Origin of the sequence: Pseudomonas sp. UM16, assembly GCF_050312595.1 — a bacterium.
In the GTDB taxonomy this organism is placed as follows: Bacteria; Pseudomonadota; Gammaproteobacteria; order Pseudomonadales; family Pseudomonadaceae; genus Aquipseudomonas.
This window is the reverse complement of sequence record NZ_JBNPJT010000013.1, coordinates 95113-112281: the sequence shown is the minus strand read 5'-3', so window position 1 is coordinate 112281 and position 17169 is coordinate 95113. Positions and strand designations below refer to the sequence as shown.

Sequence of the window (17169 nt, the reverse complement as noted above, 5' to 3'; positions counted from 1 at the left end):
GCACTCCCTTGAACGTGGCAGGGGTTACTCGATGCTTACGCCAGAAAAGACGTTGCGCCCGAAGGGGCTTACCTTGAAGTCCTCGACCTTGGCACTGAGCGGCTGATTGACCGTCGAGTGGGCGATCGGGGTGATCGGCACCTGCAGTTTGAGGCGTTGCTGGGCCTGCTGATAAAGGACTGTGCGTTGTTCGCGGTCGGTGATGGTCTTGGCTTTCTTGACCAGTTCGTCGTACTGCGGGTCGCACCACATGGAATAGTTGTTGCTGCCGATGGCGTCGCAGCTGTACAGCGTGCCCAGCCAGTTGTCCGGGTCACCGTTATCGCCGGTCCAACCGATTAGCGAGATGTCATGTTCGCCGTCCTTGGTACGCTTGAGGTATTCGCCCCACTCGTAGCTGACAATCTTGACCTTGAGGCCGACCTTGCCCCAATCAGCCTGGAGCATCTCGGCCATCAGCTTGGCGTTGGGGTTGTAGGGGCGTTGCACGGGCATGGCCCAGAGGGTGATCTCAGTACCTTCCTTGACCCCGGCGGCCTTGAGCATCTGACGGGCCTTGTCCGGGTTGTAGCCAGCATCCTTGATGCTGTGATCGTAGGACCATTGGGTCGGTGGCATGCTGTTCACTGCCAGTTGGCCGGCATGTTGGTAAACCGCCTGGACGATGGCCGACTTGTTCACTGCCATGTCCATGGCCTGGCGGACCTGAAGCTGGTCAAAGGGTTTGTGCTGGACGTTGTAGGCGATGTAGCCGAGGTTGAAACCAGGGTTTTCGATGACTTGCAATTGCGCATCGTTCTTCAGCGCTTGAAGGTCTGCCGGCCGCGGGTTGACGGTGACCTGACACTCCCCCTTGCGTAACTTCTGGATGCGCACTGACGGGTCGGTGTTGATCGAAAAGATCAACTGCTCGAGCTTGACCTTATCCTGGTCCCAGTAATCCTTGTTGCCGCGATAGCGGATCTGCGAATCCTTCTGATAGCGCTGGAACACGAAAGGCCCGGTGCCAATCGGTTTCTGGTTGATGTCGCTGGGGCGCCCGGACGTCATCAGTTGGTTGGCGTACTCGGCAGAAAGGATCGCCGCGAAGCTCATGGCCAGGTTCTGCACGAACGCGGCATCAACACTGTTGAGGGTGAACACCACGGTCATCGGTCCGGTCTTTTCGACCCGGGCAATGTTCTTGTCCAGGCTCATGCTGACGAAGTAAGGGAACTCGGTGGGGTAGAGTTTGCGAAACGGGTGCTCGCGGTCGAGCATGCGGTTAAAGGTGAACAGTACGTCGTCAGCGTTGAGCTCTCGGCTGGGGGTAAAGTCCTTGTTGCTATGAAACTTCACGCCTTCACGCAGCAGGAAGGTGTAGGTCAGCCCGTCGGGTGACACCTCCCAGCTTTTGGCCAAAGCGGGTTGGACCGCAGTGGCGCCACGCTCGAACTCGACCAGGCGGTTATAGATCGGCTCGGCGGCGTCGTTGTCGGTGGAGCTGGTGTACTGCGCGGTGTCAAAACCACTAGGACTGCCTTCGGAGCAGAACACCAGGTTGTTGGCTTGGCTCAAAGGGCTCTGGGTTAGCAGGCCGAGGCCTAGCAACGCGGCAAAAACAGGGATATGGCGCATAACGATCCTTGATTTCTTGTTGTTTTTTGATCAGTCCACAGCACACAACGATGTAAGTCGCATCGCCTGCAGCACTGACTTGACGGTAGGGGCGTCAGCGCGCTTCGGCGAGGTACGAGTTCGCAAGGATGTGTAGGAGGTGTCCGTCAGCGTTGAGCGACGTTTCCGTGTCGATGCGCTAGCGGTTGACCTGCCAAGGCCATCAGACTTCTGCCCCAGGTGCCCTATGGCACCCCGGGACCGAGTCAGCTGGCTGCTATTTGGTTACGCTTACCCCATAGAAGGAGTTCAAGCCGAACGGACTGATCTTGAAGTCCTGTACGGTTTTACGCATGGGTTGATACACCGTCGAGTGGGCGATCGGGGTCATTGGCACCTGCTCTTTGAGGCGGTGCTGGGCTTGCTTGTACAGTTCGGTACGTTTGGCCTGATCGGAGGTGGCCTTGGCCTGCTTGATCAGTTTGTCGTACTCAGGGTCACACCATTTGGAGAAGTTGTTGCCGGAGATGGCATCGCAACCGAACAAGGTGCCGAGCCAGTTGTCCGGGTCACCGTTGTCTCCGCTCCAGCCAATCAACATGGCGCCGTTCTCGCCACCTTTGGAGCGCTTGATGTATTCCCCCCACTCGTAACTGACGATTTTCGCCTTGATGCCGATCTTGCCCCAATCGGACTGCAGCATTTCAGCCATCAACTTGGCATTGGGGTTGTACGGGCGCTGTACCGGCATGGCCCACAGGGTGATCTCGGTGCCTTCTTTGACACCCGCTTCCTTGAGCAGTTGCTTGGCCTTTTCCGGATCGTACTTGGCATCCTTGATGGTGGTGTCGTAAGACCATTGAGTCGGCGGCATGGCGTTGACTGCCAATTGCCCCGCGCCCTGATACACCGAGTCGATGATCTGCTGCTTGTTCACCGCCATGTCCAGGGCTTCGCGGACCTTGAGTTGCGCCATGGGGTTGGGCTCGTTACTGCCCTTGATTTTGTCCATCACGTTGTAGGCGATGTAACCGAGGTTGAAGCCAGCCTGGTCGGGCATTTTCAGGTTCGGGTCGGCTTTGAGTGGCTCGATATCGGCCGGGCGTGGGAACAGCGTGACCTGGCATTCATTCTTCTTGAGTTTTTGCATGCGCACCGAGGCATCGGTGGTGATGGCGAAGATCAGGTTGTCGATCTTGACGTCATCGGGTTGCCAGTAATCTTTGTTGCCCTTGAAGCGGATCTGCGCGTCTTTCTGGTACTTGCTGAACACGAACGGCCCGGTACCAATCGGTTTTTGGTTGATATCGGCGGGCTTGCCCTGCTTGAGCAACTGCTCGGCGTACTCCGCCGATTGGATCGAGGCAAAGCTCATGGCCAGGTTCTGAATGAACGCAGCATCGACGCCGTTGAGGGTGAACTTGACCGTGTGATCGTCAACCTTCTCCACCTTGGCAATGTTCTTGTCCATGCCCATGTCGGTGAAGTACGGGAACTCGGTGGGGTAGGCCTTACGGAACGGCATGTCTTTGTCGAGCATGCGATTGAAGGTGAAGAGTACGTCGTCGGCGTTGAATTCGCGGCTTGGCTTGAAGAATTCGGTGGTGTGGAACTTGACCCCTTCACGCAAGTGGAAGGTATAGGTCAGGCCGTCATCGGAAATGTCCCAGCGGGTTGCCAGGCCCGGGATAACCGCAGTGCCGCCACGCTCGAACTGGCTGAGGCGATTGAAGACTGTCTCGGCTGAGGCATCGAAGTCGGTTCCGGTGGTGTACTGGCCTGGGTCGAAACCGGCCGGGCTGCCTTCTGAGCAGAACACCAGGTTAGTCGCCGCAAGGGCAGAGGGTGCGCTGGCAAGCAAGCCTGCGCCGACTAGAAACGGAATGACCGCGTGTTTGAGCATGGTGGCCTCATTGTTGTCATTTTTGATTGAGGGGGCCTTGTGAGCCGACCTGCGGATACTTATGCAGGCCTCATACCCAATGCAACACTCAAAAGGATAGCTGGCGAGAAAGAGTGGGACGAACGTACAGGAATGTCGCATTCGTATAATTTTTTACGGAGTTGAACGTTTGCGAGGGTATATTTCAGTATGTTTCGAAGACGTATTGCACTAGGAGAGTCATGTATGGCACTGAAATGGTGCGCGCGGTTGCTACGCGTAACGGCGTTCGTGGCAGCCGAAGCTGCCGCGAACCTGCATAAAAGTAACGCTATTGAGGGTAGTGCTACTTAAGGCATTTGCACTTCGATGGTTCCATCGGCGCTCAGGCTGACCTGGCTGGTGCCCGCTTCGATATCCGGGCTCGGCGCGGCGCCTTCGGCATCCATGCTGGCTTTCATCATCATCGGCGCGCTGCGTGCGTAGGGGTGGGGGTAGCCGCTGCTGTTGAGGTTCAGGTTGACCACTTTGTAGCCTTTGCCGCCCAGCGCTTCGGTGGCCAATTGGGCGCGGGTCTTGAATGCATTGACGGCGTCCTTGAGCAACGCGTCTTCACTGGACTTGCGCGTGGCCGGGGCGATGGAGAAATCCATGCCACCCATTTTCAGCTGTTGCAACAGCTCGCCGGTGAGCTTGGACAGGGCCGGGAAGTCGGCACTTTCCAGGCGCAATTCCGCGCGCTCACGCCAACCGGTGATCTTTTGGCCCTTGTTGTCATAGATCGGGTAGCTGTTGCGGCTGCCTTGGCTGATCTTCACTTCTTTGACCTCGCGGGCCTGTTGCACCGCTTTGTTCATGGTCTCGGTGATTTCCTTGGCCAGCTTGCCCGGGTCGGTATTTTGCGCTTCGCTGTACAGGGTCACGATCATCAGGTCGCGGGCCACTTCCTTGCTGACTTCAGCACGCAGCGAAATCTGGTTGTAGCGGGGCTCTTCAGCCAACACCGGGAGGCTGGCGAGCAGGCTGGTGGCCATCACGAGGGCGGCGCTGCGGCGGGAATTAAGCATGTATGACTCCTTCAAATTGAGGCGTGGACGCTGTGTTATCCATTCCACGCAGGCCCATGAGACTCGCAAGAGTGTAGTGAGGTTCAAAATGGCCATCATTGATGTGTAAAAAAGTGTGGCGCTTTGCCGCAGGTCAGCAGCGCGTCGCGCAGCTTCGGTATACTCGCCACGATTCGCCCTGGAGCACTCATCAGGAGAGCTCATGCTCGCCCCCGTACAAATGCTGTCCGCTACCCGTCAGAACCTCTGGCGCCTGACCTTCATTCGCATTCTGGTACTGGCCGCCCAGGCCGGCTCGGTGGGCGTCGCCTACTGGACGGACCTGCTACCGCTGCCTTGGTTGTCGCTGGTCATCACCCTTGGCCTGTCGAGCTTGCTCTGTGCCTTCACCGCCCTGCGCCTGCGCCTGTCGTTGCCGGTCACCGAGCTTGAGTATGCCTTCCAGCTGGCCTGTGACCTATTGATCCACAGTGCCTTGCTGTATTACTCGGGGGGCTCGACCAACCCCTTCGTGTCTTACTACCTGGTGCCATTGGCCATTGCTGCGGTGACCTTGCCCTGGGTTTATTCGTTGGTGCTCTCGGGCATCGCCCTGGCGGCCTACAGCTTGCTGCTGGTGCAGTTCTACCCGCTGGAGACCTTCCCCATGGCGCGGGAGAAGATGCAGGTCTACGGCATGTGGTTGAGCATTGCTCTGGCGGCTGCGGTGATCACCTTCTTTGCGGCGAAAATGGCTGAAGAGCTGCGTCGTCAGGAGCAACTGCGTGCCGAGCGACGGGAAGAAGGCCTGCGCGACCAACAGCTGCTGGCGGTTGCGACCCAGGCTGCTGGTGCTGCCCATGAGTTGGGTACGCCGCTGGCGACCATGAGCGTATTGATCAAGGAAATGCGCCAGGACCACAGCGACCCATTGCTGCAGGAAGACCTGGCGGTGCTCCAGGACCAGGTCAAGTTGTGCAAGGAAACCCTGCAGAACCTGGTGCGCGCCGCCGAAGCCAATCGGCGCATGGCGGTGGAAGACCAGGAAGTTACCGCCTGGCTGGATGAGGCCCTCAATCGTTGGCACCTGATGCGTCCTGAAGCCAGCTATCGCTTTCAACGTCTCGGTCAGGGCAGCGTGCCGCGTGTGGCGCCGCCACCTGACCTGACTCAGGCGTTGTTGAACCTGTTGAACAATGCCGCCGATGCCTGTCCGGACGACCTTGAAGTGCGCCTGGACTGGGATGCCCAGGACATGGTGATCAGCATTCGTGACCATGGCCCGGGTGTGCCGGTGGCGATAGCCGAGTCGATCGGCAAACCCTTCTTTACCACCAAGGGCAAAGGCTTTGGCCTGGGCCTGTTCTTGAGCAAGGCCAGCGTGACCCGTGCTGGCGGCTCGGTAAAACTCTATAGTCATGAAGAAGGCGGAACGCTCACCGAGCTGCGCCTGCCGCGTGACGCCCGAGGAGATGTGTGATGAGTGATGAAATCCAGGTTGAAGGCGAAGAACTCCCGCACCTGTTGCTGGTAGATGACGACGCCACCTTTACCCGCGTCATGGCCAGGGCCATGAGCCGCCGCGGTTTTCGCGTGAGCACCGCAGGTTCTGCTGAAGAGGGGCTGGTGCTGGCTCAGCAGGATGTGCCTGATTACGCCACCCTCGACCTGAAGATGGACGGTGACTCGGGCTTAGTGTTGTTGCCCAAGCTGCTCGAGCTTGATCCGGAAATGCGCGTGGTGATCCTCACCGGTTATTCGAGCATTGCTACCGCCGTCGAAGCCATCAAGCGTGGCGCTTGCAACTACCTGTGCAAACCGGCGGATGCCGATGACGTGCTGGCCGCGTTGCTGTCCGAGCATGCCGATCTGGACAGTCTGGTACCGGAAAACCCGATGTCGGTCGACCGCCTGCAGTGGGAACACATCCAGCGCGTGCTGACCGAGCATGAAGGCAACATCTCCGCCACCGCGCGTGCCTTGGGCATGCATCGGCGCACCCTGCAGCGCAAATTGCAGAAGCGCCCGGTTCGACGCTGATAGCGTTCAGACTGTGTCTGGGGCTCGGCGCAGGCGTATCATTAGCCCCCTAACGACAGCCACCGGGACCGTCCTGCATGCTCGCCCTTTTCCTTCAGACGCTGAACATCACGGCGCCGGTCTTTGCCATGTTGTTCATGGGCGTGCTGCTTAAACGCATCAATGCGATCAACGACGGCTTTATCCATACCGCCTCGGCACTGGTGTTCAACGTCTGCATGCCGGCGCTGTTGTTCCTGGGTATCTATCACGCAGACCTGACAACGGCCGTGCAGCCTGGGCTGCTGCTGTACTTTGCCATCGCCACCCTGATCGGCTTCGGTCTGGCCTGGGGCATCGCCATCTGGCGCTGCCCGCGGCAAGACCGCGGGATCTATACCCAAGGCGCGTTTCGCGGCAACAACGGGGTGATCGGCCTGGCGCTGGCCGCGAGCATGTATGGCGATTATGGGATTTCCCTTGGCGCGGTCCTCGCTGGGCTGGTAATCCTGCTCTACAACTCGCTGTCGGTGGTGGTGCTGGCCGTGTACAGCCCCAGCGCCAAGTCCGACCCCTGGAGTATCTGCAAAAGCATCCTGCGTAATCCGCTGATCATCAGCGTGCTGTTGGCGGCTGCCCTGGCGTATGGCCAAGTTGCCCTGCCCAACTGGCTGCTGACTTCCAGTGATTACCTGGCGCAGATGACGCTGCCGCTGGCGTTGATTTGTATCGGTGGCACCCTGTCACTGGCCTCGCTACGCCAGAGTGGCAACCTGGCCGTCAGTGTCAGTTTGCTGAAAATGGTCTGGCTGCCTGTGCTGGCGACGTTCGGAGCCTGGCTGGTGGGCTATCGCGGCGCTGAGCTGGGCATCCTCTTTCTGTATTTCGGCAGCCCGACGGCCGCGGCCAGCTATGTAATGGCCAGGTCCACCAATGGTAATCACGAACTGGCCGCAGCGATCATCGTCATCACTACCCTGATGGCCGCTATTACCACCAACATCGGTATCTTTTTCTTGCAGTGGGGTGGCTGGATCTAGATTCTGTAAGAAAACAATTCCAACACTGCCTCTCACCGTCGAGGACACTTCATGCAAGATGAGATCACCCCAGAACGGTTACACCGCGGGCTGAAGAATCGCCATATCCAGTTGATTGCGCTGGGTGGCGCAATCGGCACTGGTCTGTTTCTGGGCATTGCCCAAACCATCCAGCTGGCTGGCCCCTCGGTGCTGTTGGGGTATGCAATTGCTGGCCTGATCGCCTTTTTCATCATGCGCCAACTCGGTGAGATGGTGGTCGAAGAGCCGGTTTCCGGGACCTTCAGTCATTTCGCCCATCGTTACTGGAGTGAGTTCGCAGGCTTCATGTCGGGCTGGAACTACTGGGTGCTGTACGTGCTGGTCGGCATGGCCGAGCTGACCGCCGTGGGGATCTATATCCAGTACTGGTGGCCAGGCTTCCCGACCTGGGCAACCGCAGCGATCTTCTTCGTGGTGATCAACCTGATCAACCTGAGCCAGGTGAAAGTCTATGGTGAGATGGAATTCTGGTTTGCCCTGATCAAAGTGGTGGCCATCGTCAGCATGATTGCCTTTGGTGGCTACTTGCTGATCAGTGGCAACGGCGGGCCGGATGCCAGTGTGGCCAACCTCTGGCAGTACGGCGGCTTCTTCCCCAATGGCATCAGCGGCCTGATGATGGCGTTGGCAGTGATCATGTTTTCCTTTGGTGGGTTGGAACTGGTGGGGATCACCGCTGCTGAGGCCGACAATCCCAAGCACAGCATTCCGCGGGCGACCAATCAGGTGATCTATCGCATCCTGATTTTCTACATCGGCGCCCTGGCTGTGCTGTTGTCGCTGTACCCGTGGCAAAAAGTGGTGCAGGGCGGCAGCCCCTTCGTGATGATTTTCCATGCCCTGGACAGCGATCTGGTGGCAACGCTGCTTAACCTCGTGGTGCTAACCGCCGCTCTGTCGGTGTACAACAGCTGTGTGTACTGCAACAGCCGCATGCTGTTTGGCCTGGCAATCCAGGGGGATGCCCCAAAGCGGCTGCTCAAGGTCAATGTGCGCGGGGTGCCGTTGGCGGCGTTGGGGATTTCGGCCCTGGCGACCGGATTGTGTGTGCTGATCAACTACTTCATGCCGGCTGAGGCTTTTGGTTTGCTGATGGCGCTGGTGGTGTCGTCGCTGGTGATCAACTGGGGCATCATCAGTATCACTCACTTGAAGTTCCGCCGCGCCAAGCAGGCTGCGGGCGAGACCACCTTCTACCAGAGTTGGGGCTATCCGCTGACCAACTATGTCTGCCTGGCTTTCCTCGCCCTGATTCTAGTGATCATGTACCTGACCCCGGGCATCCGCATTTCAGTGCTGTTGATCCCGGCGTGGTTGGCGGTGTTGGGTGTGGCCTTCTGGCTGAAGAAAAAGGGCCACAAGGCCGCCGTCACTGCCGACTGACGGCCTGCTTTTTGGGGGATCGATCAGCCTTTTTGGTAGCTGTCGATCACTTCCTGGGCGGCGCGAAACGCATCGATCGCCGCCGGCACGCCGGCGTACACCGCGCAATGCAGCAGCGCTTCGCGAATCTCTTCGACACTGCAGCCGTTGTTCAAGGCGCCACGCACGTGGCCCTTGAGCTCCTGTGGGCACTTGAGTGCGGTCAGAGCTGCAAGCGTGATCAGGCTGCGGGTTTTCAGCGGCAAGCCTTCACGGCTCCAGACGCTGCCCCAGGCATGTTCATTGACGAAGTCCTGCAGGGGTTGAGTGAACTCGGTGGCATTGCCCAGTGCGCGATCGACGAAGGCATCGCCCATCACTTGGCGGCGAACCTGCTCGCCGGTTTTGTTGTTATCGCCCATGTTGTGTTCCTTAGTGTTGGCGGCGCCACGCGCGTAGGGTGGTGTACAGCAACAGCACCCCGAGTGCAGGCAATGCGTAGAACAGCATCAGTTTTTCCAGGCGGGTGGCCAGCGGCATGCCGGTGGTGAAGGCCACCACATGCAGACCATAAGCCAGGTACAAGCCAAGAAACACCAGGCCTTCGGCGCGGGTCACACGGTAGCCTGAGTAGAAAACCGGCAGGCTCAAAGCGGCAACGCCAAGCATCACCGGCAAGTCAAAATCCAGGGCGTTGGGCGAGATCGACAGTGGCTCGGGAGCGATCAGGGCGGTCAGGCCGAGCACTGCGAGCAAGTTGAACAGGTTACTGCCGATGACGTTGCCCACGGCGATCTCGCGTTCGCCGCGCAGCGCGGCAATCAATGAGGTGGCCATTTCTGGCAGCGAGGTGCAGACCGCCACCACCGTCAGGCCGATGACCCGTTCCGACAAGCCCAGATCCAGCGCCACTTCGACGGCGGCCTCCAGCAGCAGATGGCCGGCGAGGCTCAACAGGCCCAGGCCAGTAAGCATCAACAGCAGACTGGTGAGCCAGAAGGTGCCGCCGCGTTGCGGGCGCGGGCCGGGGCTTGGGTAGGTGCGGGCATAGTGGCGAGACTGATGCCAGAGCATCGCCAGGTAGCCCAGCAGGCCGGCGAGCAACAGTGCGCCTTCGAGGCGCCCGAGCAGTTCGTTGAGCGCTAGCAGGTACACCAGCAGGCTGGCGCCGATCATCAGTGGAATGTCCAGGCGCACCAATTGCCGTGAGACGCGCAGGGGAATGATCAAGGCGGCCAGGCCCAGGGTGACCAGAATGTTGAAGATGTTGCTGCCGATCACGCTGCCCACCGCCACATCAGGCGCGCCGGTGTAGGCCGCCTGCAGGCTGACCGTCAGTTGTGGCGCACTGCTGCCGAAGGCCACCAGGCTCAGGCCGATGATCAGCGGGCGTACGTGCAGGCTGGCAGCGATGCGCAAGGCCGCGCGTACCAGCAGTTCGGCGCCAGCGATGAGCAGGATCAGGCCGAAAGCCAGTTGCAGCAGGCTGAAGGTGGGTAATGCGGCCAGGTCGAAAATGGTCGTGCTCCGTAACAGGGTCAGTCGCTGAGACTTTGTACCCGTACGCGCGCGGTTCCGCTACGGATCATGCCGAGTTTTTCTGCTGCGGCCTGTGACAGATCAATTAATCGGCCACGCGTATGCGGGCCACGGTCGTTGATGCGCACGACCACGCTGCGTTCGTTGTTGAGGTTGGTGACCTTGACCCGTGTGCCGAAGGGCAAGCTGCGGTGGGCGGCTGTCATGGCGTTTTTATTGAAGGGCTCGCCACTGGCGGTGCGTTTACCGTGGTGACGGGAGCCGTAATAGGAGGCGGTGCCGGATTTGTCGTAACCGCGAGGGTCGATGTCGTGGCTGGCACAGCCGGCCAGCAGGCTAAAAAGCGCGAGTGCGCTGAGGGAACGCCACATCAATTCAGTTGCTCCGAAGTGAAATGATCACCTGTGGGGGTCGCCATTGCCGGCCCCCACAGGGTGATGCGATTACCCTTCGAGCTTGCTCTTGAGCAATTGGTTCACTTGCTGCGGGTTGGCCTTGCCCTTGGACGCTTTCATGGCCTGACCGACGAAGAAGCCGAACATCTTGCCGCGCTTGGCTTCATCGGCGGCGCGGTACTGCTCGACCTGCTCGGTGTTGGCCGCGAGCATTTCGTCCAGGACCTTCTCGATTGCGCCGCTGTCAGTCACCTGTTTCAGACCTTCAGCCTCGATGATCTGGTCAGCGTCGCCTTCACCGGCGGCCATCTTCTCGAACACCACTTTGGCAATCTTGCCGCTGATGGTGTTGTCGAGGATGCGCTTGAGCATGCCGCCCAGTTGCGCGGCAGTCACCGGCGCCTGATCGATTTCCAGACCAAGCTTGTTGAGCAGGCTGCCCAACTCGACCATGACCCAGTTGGCGGCCAGCTTGGCATCACCACACACGGCGACCACTTGTTCGAAGTAGTCGGCTTGCTCACGGCTCGAAGCCAGTACGTTGGCGTCGTAGGCCGACAGGCCGAACTGACTCTGGAAACGTTCGCGCTTTTGCGGCGGCAGTTCCGGTAGGGTGGTGCGAATGCTGTCGAGGTAGGCAGCCTCGATGACCACCGGCAGCAGGTCAGGATCGGGGAAGTAACGGTAGTCGTTGGCTTCCTCTTTGCTGCGCATCGAGCGCGTTTCGTCTTTGTTCGGGTCGTACAGGCGGGTTTCCTGAATGACCCTGCCACCGTCTTCGATCAGTTCGATCTGGCGCTGGATTTCGCTGTTGATCGCCCGCTCGATGAAACGGAACGAGTTGACGTTCTTGATCTCGCAGCGAGTGCCGAACTCGGTCTGGCCTTTCGGGCGGATCGAGACGTTACAGTCACAGCGCAGCGAACCTTCGGCCATGTTGCCGTCGCAGATGCCCAGGTAGCGCACCAGGGCATGGATGGCCTTGACGTAGGCCACGGCTTCCTTGGCGCTGCTCATTTCCGGTTCGGAAACGATTTCCAGCAGCGGCGTGCCAGCGCGGTTCAGGTCGATCCCGGTAGAGCCGCTGAAGTCTTCGTGCAGGCTCTTGCCGGCGTCTTCTTCCAGGTGCGCACGGGTGATGCCGATGCGCTTGACCGTACCGTCTTCCAGGGCGATGTCCAGGTGGCCCTTGCCGACGATCGGCAGCTCCATCTGGCTGATCTGATAACCCTTGGGCAGGTCGGGGTAGAAGTAGTTCTTGCGGGCAAAAACGTTGTGATGGCCGATCTCGGCGTCAATTGCCAGACCGAACATGCAGGCCATGCGCACTGCTTCCTGGTTGAGCACCGGCAGTACGCCGGGCATGCCCAGGTCGATCAGGCTGGCCTGGGTGTTCGGCTCGGAGCCGAAAGTGGTGGCGCTGCCGGAGAAAATCTTCGACTGGGTGGCGAGCTGGGTGTGAATCTCCAGCCCAATGACAACTTCCCATTGCATGTGGTGATCCCTCAGAAGCCGGTAGGTGCGCGAGTGTGCCAATCAGTGACTTGCTGATAGCGGTGCGCGACGTTGAGCAGGCGGCCTTCCTGGAAATACGGGGCGAGCAGTTGCACGCCAACCGGCAGACCGTCGACAAAACCGGCCGGCATCGACAGGCCTGGCAGGCCGGCGAGGTTGGCGGTAATGGTGTAAACGTCTTCCAGGTACGCAGCGACCGGGTCGTTGTTCTTGGCGCCGATTTTCCAGGCCAGGTTTGGCGTGGTTGGGCCGAGAATCACGTCGACGTCGTTGAATGCTGCCATGAAGTCATTCTTGATCAGGCGACGGATCTTCTGCGCTTGCAGGTAGTAAGCGTCGTAGTAACCGGCCGAAAGGGCGTAGGCACCGACCATGATACGTCGCTGTACTTCGGCACCGAAGCCTTCGCCGCGGGAGCGCTTGTACAGGTCGGTGAGGTCCACCGGGTTCTCACAGCGATAGCCGAAACGCACGCCGTCGAAACGCGACAGGTTCGATGAGGCTTCCGCCGGGGCGATGACGTAGTAGGCCGGGATGGCGTGCTGCATGTTCGGCAGGCTGATTTCCTTGACCACCGCGCCGAGCTTTTCCAGCTCTTTGACGCTGGCCTGAACCAGGTCGGCAATGCGTGGGTCCAGGCCGGCACCGAAGTATTCCTTCGGCAGACCGATGCGCAGACCTTCCAGCGAGGCGTTGAGGCCGGCGCTGTAATCCGGGACCGGTTCATCGATGCAGGTGGAGTCTTTGGCGTCGAAACCGGCCATGTCTTGCAGCAGCAGTGCGCAGTCTTCGGCAGTGCGCGCCAGTGGGCCGCCTTGGTCTAGGCTCGAGGCGTAGGCAATCATGCCCCAGCGCGAAACACGACCGTACGTCGGTTTCAGGCCAGTGAGGTTAGTCAGTGCCGCCGGCTGTCGGATCGAGCCGCCGGTGTCGGTGCCGGTGGTTGCCGGCAGCAGCCGCGCAGCCACCGCCGCTGCCGAACCGCCAGACGAGCCGCCGGGTACGTGCTCAAGGTTCCACGGGTTCTTCACCGGGCCGTAGTGGCTGGATTCGTTGGCCGAACCCATGGCGAATTCGTCCATGTTGGTCTTGCCCAGAGTCACTGTGCCGGCTTCGGCCAGCTTACTGACCACGGTTGCGTCGTAAGGCGCCTTGAAGTTGTCGAGCATCTTCGAGCCGCAGCTGGTGCGGATGCCCTGAGTGCAGAACAGGTCCTTGTGGGCGATCGGGGCGCCGAGCAGGGGGCCGTTCTCACCGGCGGCGCGACGGGCGTCGGCGGCGCGGGCCTGGCTGATGGCCAGCTCTTCGGTGACGCTGATGAAGCTGTTGAGTTGCGGGTCGAGCTGGTTGATCCGCGCCAGCAGGCTGCGGGTCAGCTCTTCGGAGGAGAAGCTCTTGTCGGCGAGTCCGCGGGCGATCTCGGCCAGGGTCAATTGATGCATGGCAGGCTCTATTCCCTTACTCGATGACTTTCGGAACCAGGTACAGGCCGTCTTCCGTCGACGGGGCGATGGCCTGGTAGCTGTCTCGATGGTTACTTTCTGTTACCACATCGGCGCGCAGGCGCTGATTGGCTTCCAGTGGGTGCGCCAGTGGCTCTATGCCAGTGGTGTCGACTGCTTGCATCTGGTCGACCAGTCCCAGAATACTGTTCAGGGCATCGGTAGTGCGTGGCAGATCGGTTTCATTCAGGCCCAGTCGGGCCAAATGAGCGATCTTTTCCACGTCGCAGCGTTCAAGCGCCATGGGGATCTCCTGGGGAAACAAAAACGGATTTGGTCCGCGATGAGGAACATGCTGGCAGATTTACGGTCATAAGGCCGCGATTGTGTGCAGGCTTGCTCGGAAAAACTGCCAATTTAACATATTGGCGCCTTGCCCAAAATCCCCGCCGTTGTTAGAGTTTGCCGCACTTTTTTACCCACGCGTTGCCTAGGGTCACTTTCCCATGTTCAAGAAACTGCGTGGCATGTTTTCCAGCGATCTTTCCATCGACCTGGGCACTGCCAACACCCTTATTTACGTGCGTGAGCGCGGTATCGTCCTGAATGAGCCTTCCGTTGTGGCCATTCGTACTCACGGCAACCAGAAAAGTGTCGTCGCGGTAGGTACCGAAGCCAAGCGCATGCTGGGCCGTACGCCCGGCAACATTGCTGCCATTCGTCCGATGAAAGACGGCGTGATCGCCGACTTCAGCGTTTGCGAAAAAATGCTGCAGTACTTCATCAACAAGGTTCACGAGAACAGCTTCCTGCAGCCAAGCCCGCGGGTACTGATCTGCGTGCCGTGCAAGTCGACCCAGGTCGAACGTCGCGCCATTCGTGAATCGGCGCTGGGCGCCGGTGCCCGCGAAGTGTTCCTGATCGAGGAGCCAATGGCTGCCGCTATCGGTGCCGGCCTGCCGGTCGAGGAAGCCCGTGGTTCGATGGTCGTCGATATCGGTGGTGGTACCACTGAAATCGCGCTGATCTCGCTCAATGGCGTGGTCTATGCCGAATCCGTACGTGTTGGTGGTGACCGCTTCGACGAAGCGATCGTGACCTACGTGCGTCGTAACTACGGCAGCCTGATCGGTGAATCCACCGCTGAGCGCATCAAGCAGGAAATCGGTACCGCCTATCCGGGTGGCGAAGTGCGTGAAGTGGATGTTCGCGGCCGTAACCTGGCTGAGGGCGTGCCACGTGCCTTCACCCTCAACTCCAACGAAGTGCTCGAGGCCCTGCAGGAGTCCCTGGCGACTATCGTTCAGGCAGTCAAGAGCGCCTTGGAGCAATCGCCTCCAGAGCTGGCTTCGGACATCGCCGAGCGTGGCCTGGTACTGACCGGTGGTGGCGCCTTGCTGCGCGACCTCGACAAGCTGCTGGCCCAGGAAACCGGCCTGCCGGTCATCGTTGCCGAAGACCCGCTGACCTGTGTTGCCCGTGGCGGTGGTCGTGCCCTGGAAATGATGGATAAACACACCATGGACCTGCTCTCCAGCGAGTAAGCTGGCTGTAGCAAACATGCCGCCCGGTTTACAGGTAGTGCCCACAGTGCTACCTGTATGTGCTGGGCTGACGTCCGTGTGGGCGTCATTTTCCGTCAATCCACAAGCAGGCCGGTGCGTTGCCGTATGAATGACCTCTTGAATCGTCGTCCACGAGGAGCGGCCTATTAAACCGCTTTTCGCCAAGGGCCCTTCGCTGGGCGTGCGCCTGCTCGTGCTGGTTGTACTGTCGATCACCCTGATGGTGGTTGATGCGCGCTTTCCCCTGCTCAAACCGGTACGCAGCCAGATGGGGCTGGTGCTGATGGAGTCCTATCAGGTCACCGACTTGCCGCAGAAGCTGTGGCAGGGCATCGCCAGCCAGTTTGGCAGTCGTACCGAGCTGATCGCCGAGAACGAGAAACTCAAGACTGAAGCATTGCTGATGCAAGGGCGGGTGCAGAAGCTTGCGGCCCTAACCGAGCAAAACGTGCGCCTGCGCGAGCTGCTCAATTCGTCGGCATTGGTCAATGAGAAGGTCGAGGTGGCCGAGCTTATCGGTGTTGACCCCAATCCGTTCACCCATCGCATCCTGATCAACAAGGGTGAGCGCGACGGCGTGGTCCTCGGCCAACCCGTGCTTGATGCCCGTGGTCTGATGGGCCAGGTGGTCGAGTTGATGCCTTACACCGCGCGGGTGTTGTTGCTGACCGACACCACCCACAGCATTCCAGTGCAGGTCAACCGCAACGGCTTGCGGGCGATTGCCAGCGGCACCGGCAATCCCGAGCGCCTGGAGCTGCGCCATGTTGCCGACACCGCCGACATCAAGGAAGGCGACCTGTTGGTCAGCTCGGGCCTGGGGCAACGCTTCCCAGCCGGTTATCCGGTGGCCACGGTAAGAGAAGTGATTCACGACTCCGGCCAACCGTTCGCCATTGTCCGGGCGGTTCCGACGGCCGCACTCAATCGCAGCCGTTACCTGTTGCTGGTGTTTACTGACAGTCGCACGCCAGAGCAGCGCGCCACCGACGCCGCCATGGCGCAGGAAGCGGCTGATCGTCAGGGCTTGCCGGGCAGCAATGCTGAGGCGACTCCGCCGGTGGTACCGGCCGTATCTCCGACGCCAGCCGCTGGTGCTGCTGCGCCGACACCGGCAAGCCCTGCTCCAGCACCTGGTGCATCGTCAGTAGCTGCGCCTTCGGCGACCCCGGCTGCTGCCGCGCCGCCTTCCCGGGAGAGACACTGATGGTGAGTACTCGCAGCCGAAACGGCTGGGTAGTCTGGCTGACTTTCGTCATTGGACTGCTGCTCAGCGTTTCGCCGTTGCCGCAGTTCATGGAAGTTTTCCGGCCCATGTGGCTGGCCTTGCTGCTGGCGTTCTGGACGCTGGCCCTGCCGCATAAAGTCGGCATGACCACCGCGTTTGTCCTCGGCCTTGCCGAGGATGTGTTGTATGGCACATTGCTGGGGCAGAACGCCCTGGTGCTGACCCTGATCACCTTCCTGGTGCTGACCTTGCAGCAGCGCCTGCGGATGTTCCCAATGTGGCAGCAAAGCCTGGTGATCCTGGTGGTATTCGGTTTGGCGCAGTTGGTACAGCTGTGGCTGAGTGCGCTGACCGGCAACCGTCTGCCAACTCTGGCGCTGATCTGGTCGGCGGTCATCAGTGCCTTGCTCTGGCCGTGGATCAGCTTCGCCCTGCGTGGGCTGCGCTTGCGCCTGAGCATCAACTAAGCCTGCGTTTCGACGTCGACAGGGAGAAGTC

16 protein-coding genes are annotated in these 17169 nt (G+C 60.0%); 7 read left to right on the top strand and 9 right to left on the bottom strand.

Annotated features, from left to right (window positions below):
* Positions 1 to 24 precede the first annotated feature (24 nt).
* The 3 genes from ACQRAX_RS16975 to ACQRAX_RS16965 form a co-directional block, all read right to left on the bottom strand.
* On the bottom strand, positions 25 to 1617 hold the full coding sequence (locus ACQRAX_RS16975; protein WP_412038702.1) for an ABC transporter substrate-binding protein: 1593 nt from the start codon (positions 1615 to 1617) through the stop codon (positions 25 to 27).
* Positions 1618 to 1873: 256 nt separating this feature from the next.
* A complete protein-coding gene (locus ACQRAX_RS16970; protein WP_412038703.1) occupies positions 1874 to 3499 on the bottom strand; it encodes an ABC transporter substrate-binding protein in 1626 nt (541 codons plus the stop codon).
* 329 nt (positions 3500 to 3828) lie between these two features.
* Positions 3829 to 4545: an SIMPL domain-containing protein gene (locus ACQRAX_RS16965; RefSeq protein WP_412038704.1), complete on the bottom strand. Its 717-nt coding sequence runs from the start codon at positions 4543 to 4545 to the stop codon at positions 3829 to 3831.
* A gap of 202 nt (positions 4546 to 4747) precedes the next feature.
* Between ACQRAX_RS16965 and ACQRAX_RS16960 the strand changes: the two genes are divergently transcribed.
* From ACQRAX_RS16960 to ACQRAX_RS16945, 4 genes are all read left to right on the top strand, one after another.
* Positions 4748 to 6004, top strand: coding sequence for an ATP-binding protein (locus ACQRAX_RS16960; RefSeq protein WP_412038705.1), 1257 nt, complete (start codon positions 4748 to 4750; stop codon positions 6002 to 6004).
* Positions 6004 to 6564, top strand: coding sequence for a response regulator transcription factor (locus tag ACQRAX_RS16955; protein ID WP_045184713.1), 561 nt, complete (start codon positions 6004 to 6006; stop codon positions 6562 to 6564). Before ACQRAX_RS16960 ends, ACQRAX_RS16955 begins: the two co-directional genes overlap by 1 nt.
* A gap of 77 nt (positions 6565 to 6641) precedes the next feature.
* Positions 6642 to 7583, top strand: coding sequence for an AEC family transporter (locus tag ACQRAX_RS16950; protein WP_412038706.1), 942 nt, complete (start codon positions 6642 to 6644; stop codon positions 7581 to 7583).
* 51 nt (positions 7584 to 7634) lie between these two features.
* A complete protein-coding gene (locus ACQRAX_RS16945) occupies positions 7635 to 9008 on the top strand; it encodes an amino acid permease (RefSeq protein WP_412038707.1) in 1374 nt (457 codons plus the stop codon).
* Between the two features lie 23 nt (positions 9009 to 9031).
* Here the strand turns inward: ACQRAX_RS16945 and ACQRAX_RS16940 are convergent, their stop codons facing one another.
* From ACQRAX_RS16940 to gatC, 6 genes are all read right to left on the bottom strand, one after another.
* Positions 9032 to 9409 carry a carboxymuconolactone decarboxylase family protein gene (locus ACQRAX_RS16940; protein ID WP_412038708.1) on the bottom strand — a complete coding sequence of 126 codons (378 nt, stop codon included), beginning with the start codon at positions 9407 to 9409 and terminating at the stop codon, positions 9032 to 9034.
* A 10-nt stretch (positions 9410 to 9419) separates the two neighbouring features.
* Positions 9420 to 10463 carry a calcium/sodium antiporter gene (locus ACQRAX_RS16935; protein WP_412038797.1) on the bottom strand — a complete coding sequence of 348 codons (1044 nt, stop codon included), beginning with the start codon at positions 10461 to 10463 and terminating at the stop codon, positions 9420 to 9422.
* Positions 10464 to 10525: 62 nt separating this feature from the next.
* Positions 10526 to 10900: a septal ring lytic transglycosylase RlpA family protein gene (locus tag ACQRAX_RS16930; RefSeq protein ID WP_412038709.1), complete on the bottom strand. Its 375-nt coding sequence runs from the start codon at positions 10898 to 10900 to the stop codon at positions 10526 to 10528.
* 69 nt (positions 10901 to 10969) lie between these two features.
* Positions 10970 to 12415: an Asp-tRNA(Asn)/Glu-tRNA(Gln) amidotransferase subunit GatB gene (gatB, locus tag ACQRAX_RS16925; RefSeq protein ID WP_412038710.1), complete on the bottom strand. Its 1446-nt coding sequence runs from the start codon at positions 12413 to 12415 to the stop codon at positions 10970 to 10972.
* 11 nt (positions 12416 to 12426) lie between these two features.
* Positions 12427 to 13878 (bottom strand): Asp-tRNA(Asn)/Glu-tRNA(Gln) amidotransferase subunit GatA, encoded by a 1452-nt coding sequence (gene gatA, locus ACQRAX_RS16920; RefSeq protein ID WP_412038711.1) that lies wholly within the window; start codon positions 13876 to 13878, stop codon positions 12427 to 12429.
* Positions 13879 to 13894: 16 nt separating this feature from the next.
* The gene (gatC, locus tag ACQRAX_RS16915) at positions 13895 to 14182 is read right to left on the bottom strand and encodes an Asp-tRNA(Asn)/Glu-tRNA(Gln) amidotransferase subunit GatC (RefSeq protein ID WP_412038712.1); all 288 of its coding nucleotides are present in this window, start codon (positions 14180 to 14182) and stop codon (positions 13895 to 13897) included.
* A gap of 202 nt (positions 14183 to 14384) precedes the next feature.
* Between gatC and mreB the strand changes: the two genes are divergently transcribed.
* The 3 genes from mreB (at position 14385) to mreD (ending at position 17138) form a co-directional block, all read left to right on the top strand.
* Positions 14385 to 15422: a rod shape-determining protein MreB gene (gene mreB, locus ACQRAX_RS16910; RefSeq protein ID WP_008371426.1), complete on the top strand. Its 1038-nt coding sequence runs from the start codon at positions 14385 to 14387 to the stop codon at positions 15420 to 15422.
* 202 nt (positions 15423 to 15624) lie between these two features.
* Positions 15625 to 16650, top strand: coding sequence for a rod shape-determining protein MreC (mreC, locus tag ACQRAX_RS16905; RefSeq protein ID WP_412038713.1), 1026 nt, complete (start codon positions 15625 to 15627; stop codon positions 16648 to 16650).
* Complete coding sequence (gene mreD, locus ACQRAX_RS16900) at positions 16650 to 17138, top strand: rod shape-determining protein MreD (protein WP_412038714.1); 489 nt, start codon at positions 16650 to 16652, stop codon at positions 17136 to 17138. Before mreC ends, mreD begins: the two co-directional genes overlap by 1 nt.
* The last annotated feature ends 31 nt before the right edge of the window (positions 17139 to 17169 follow it).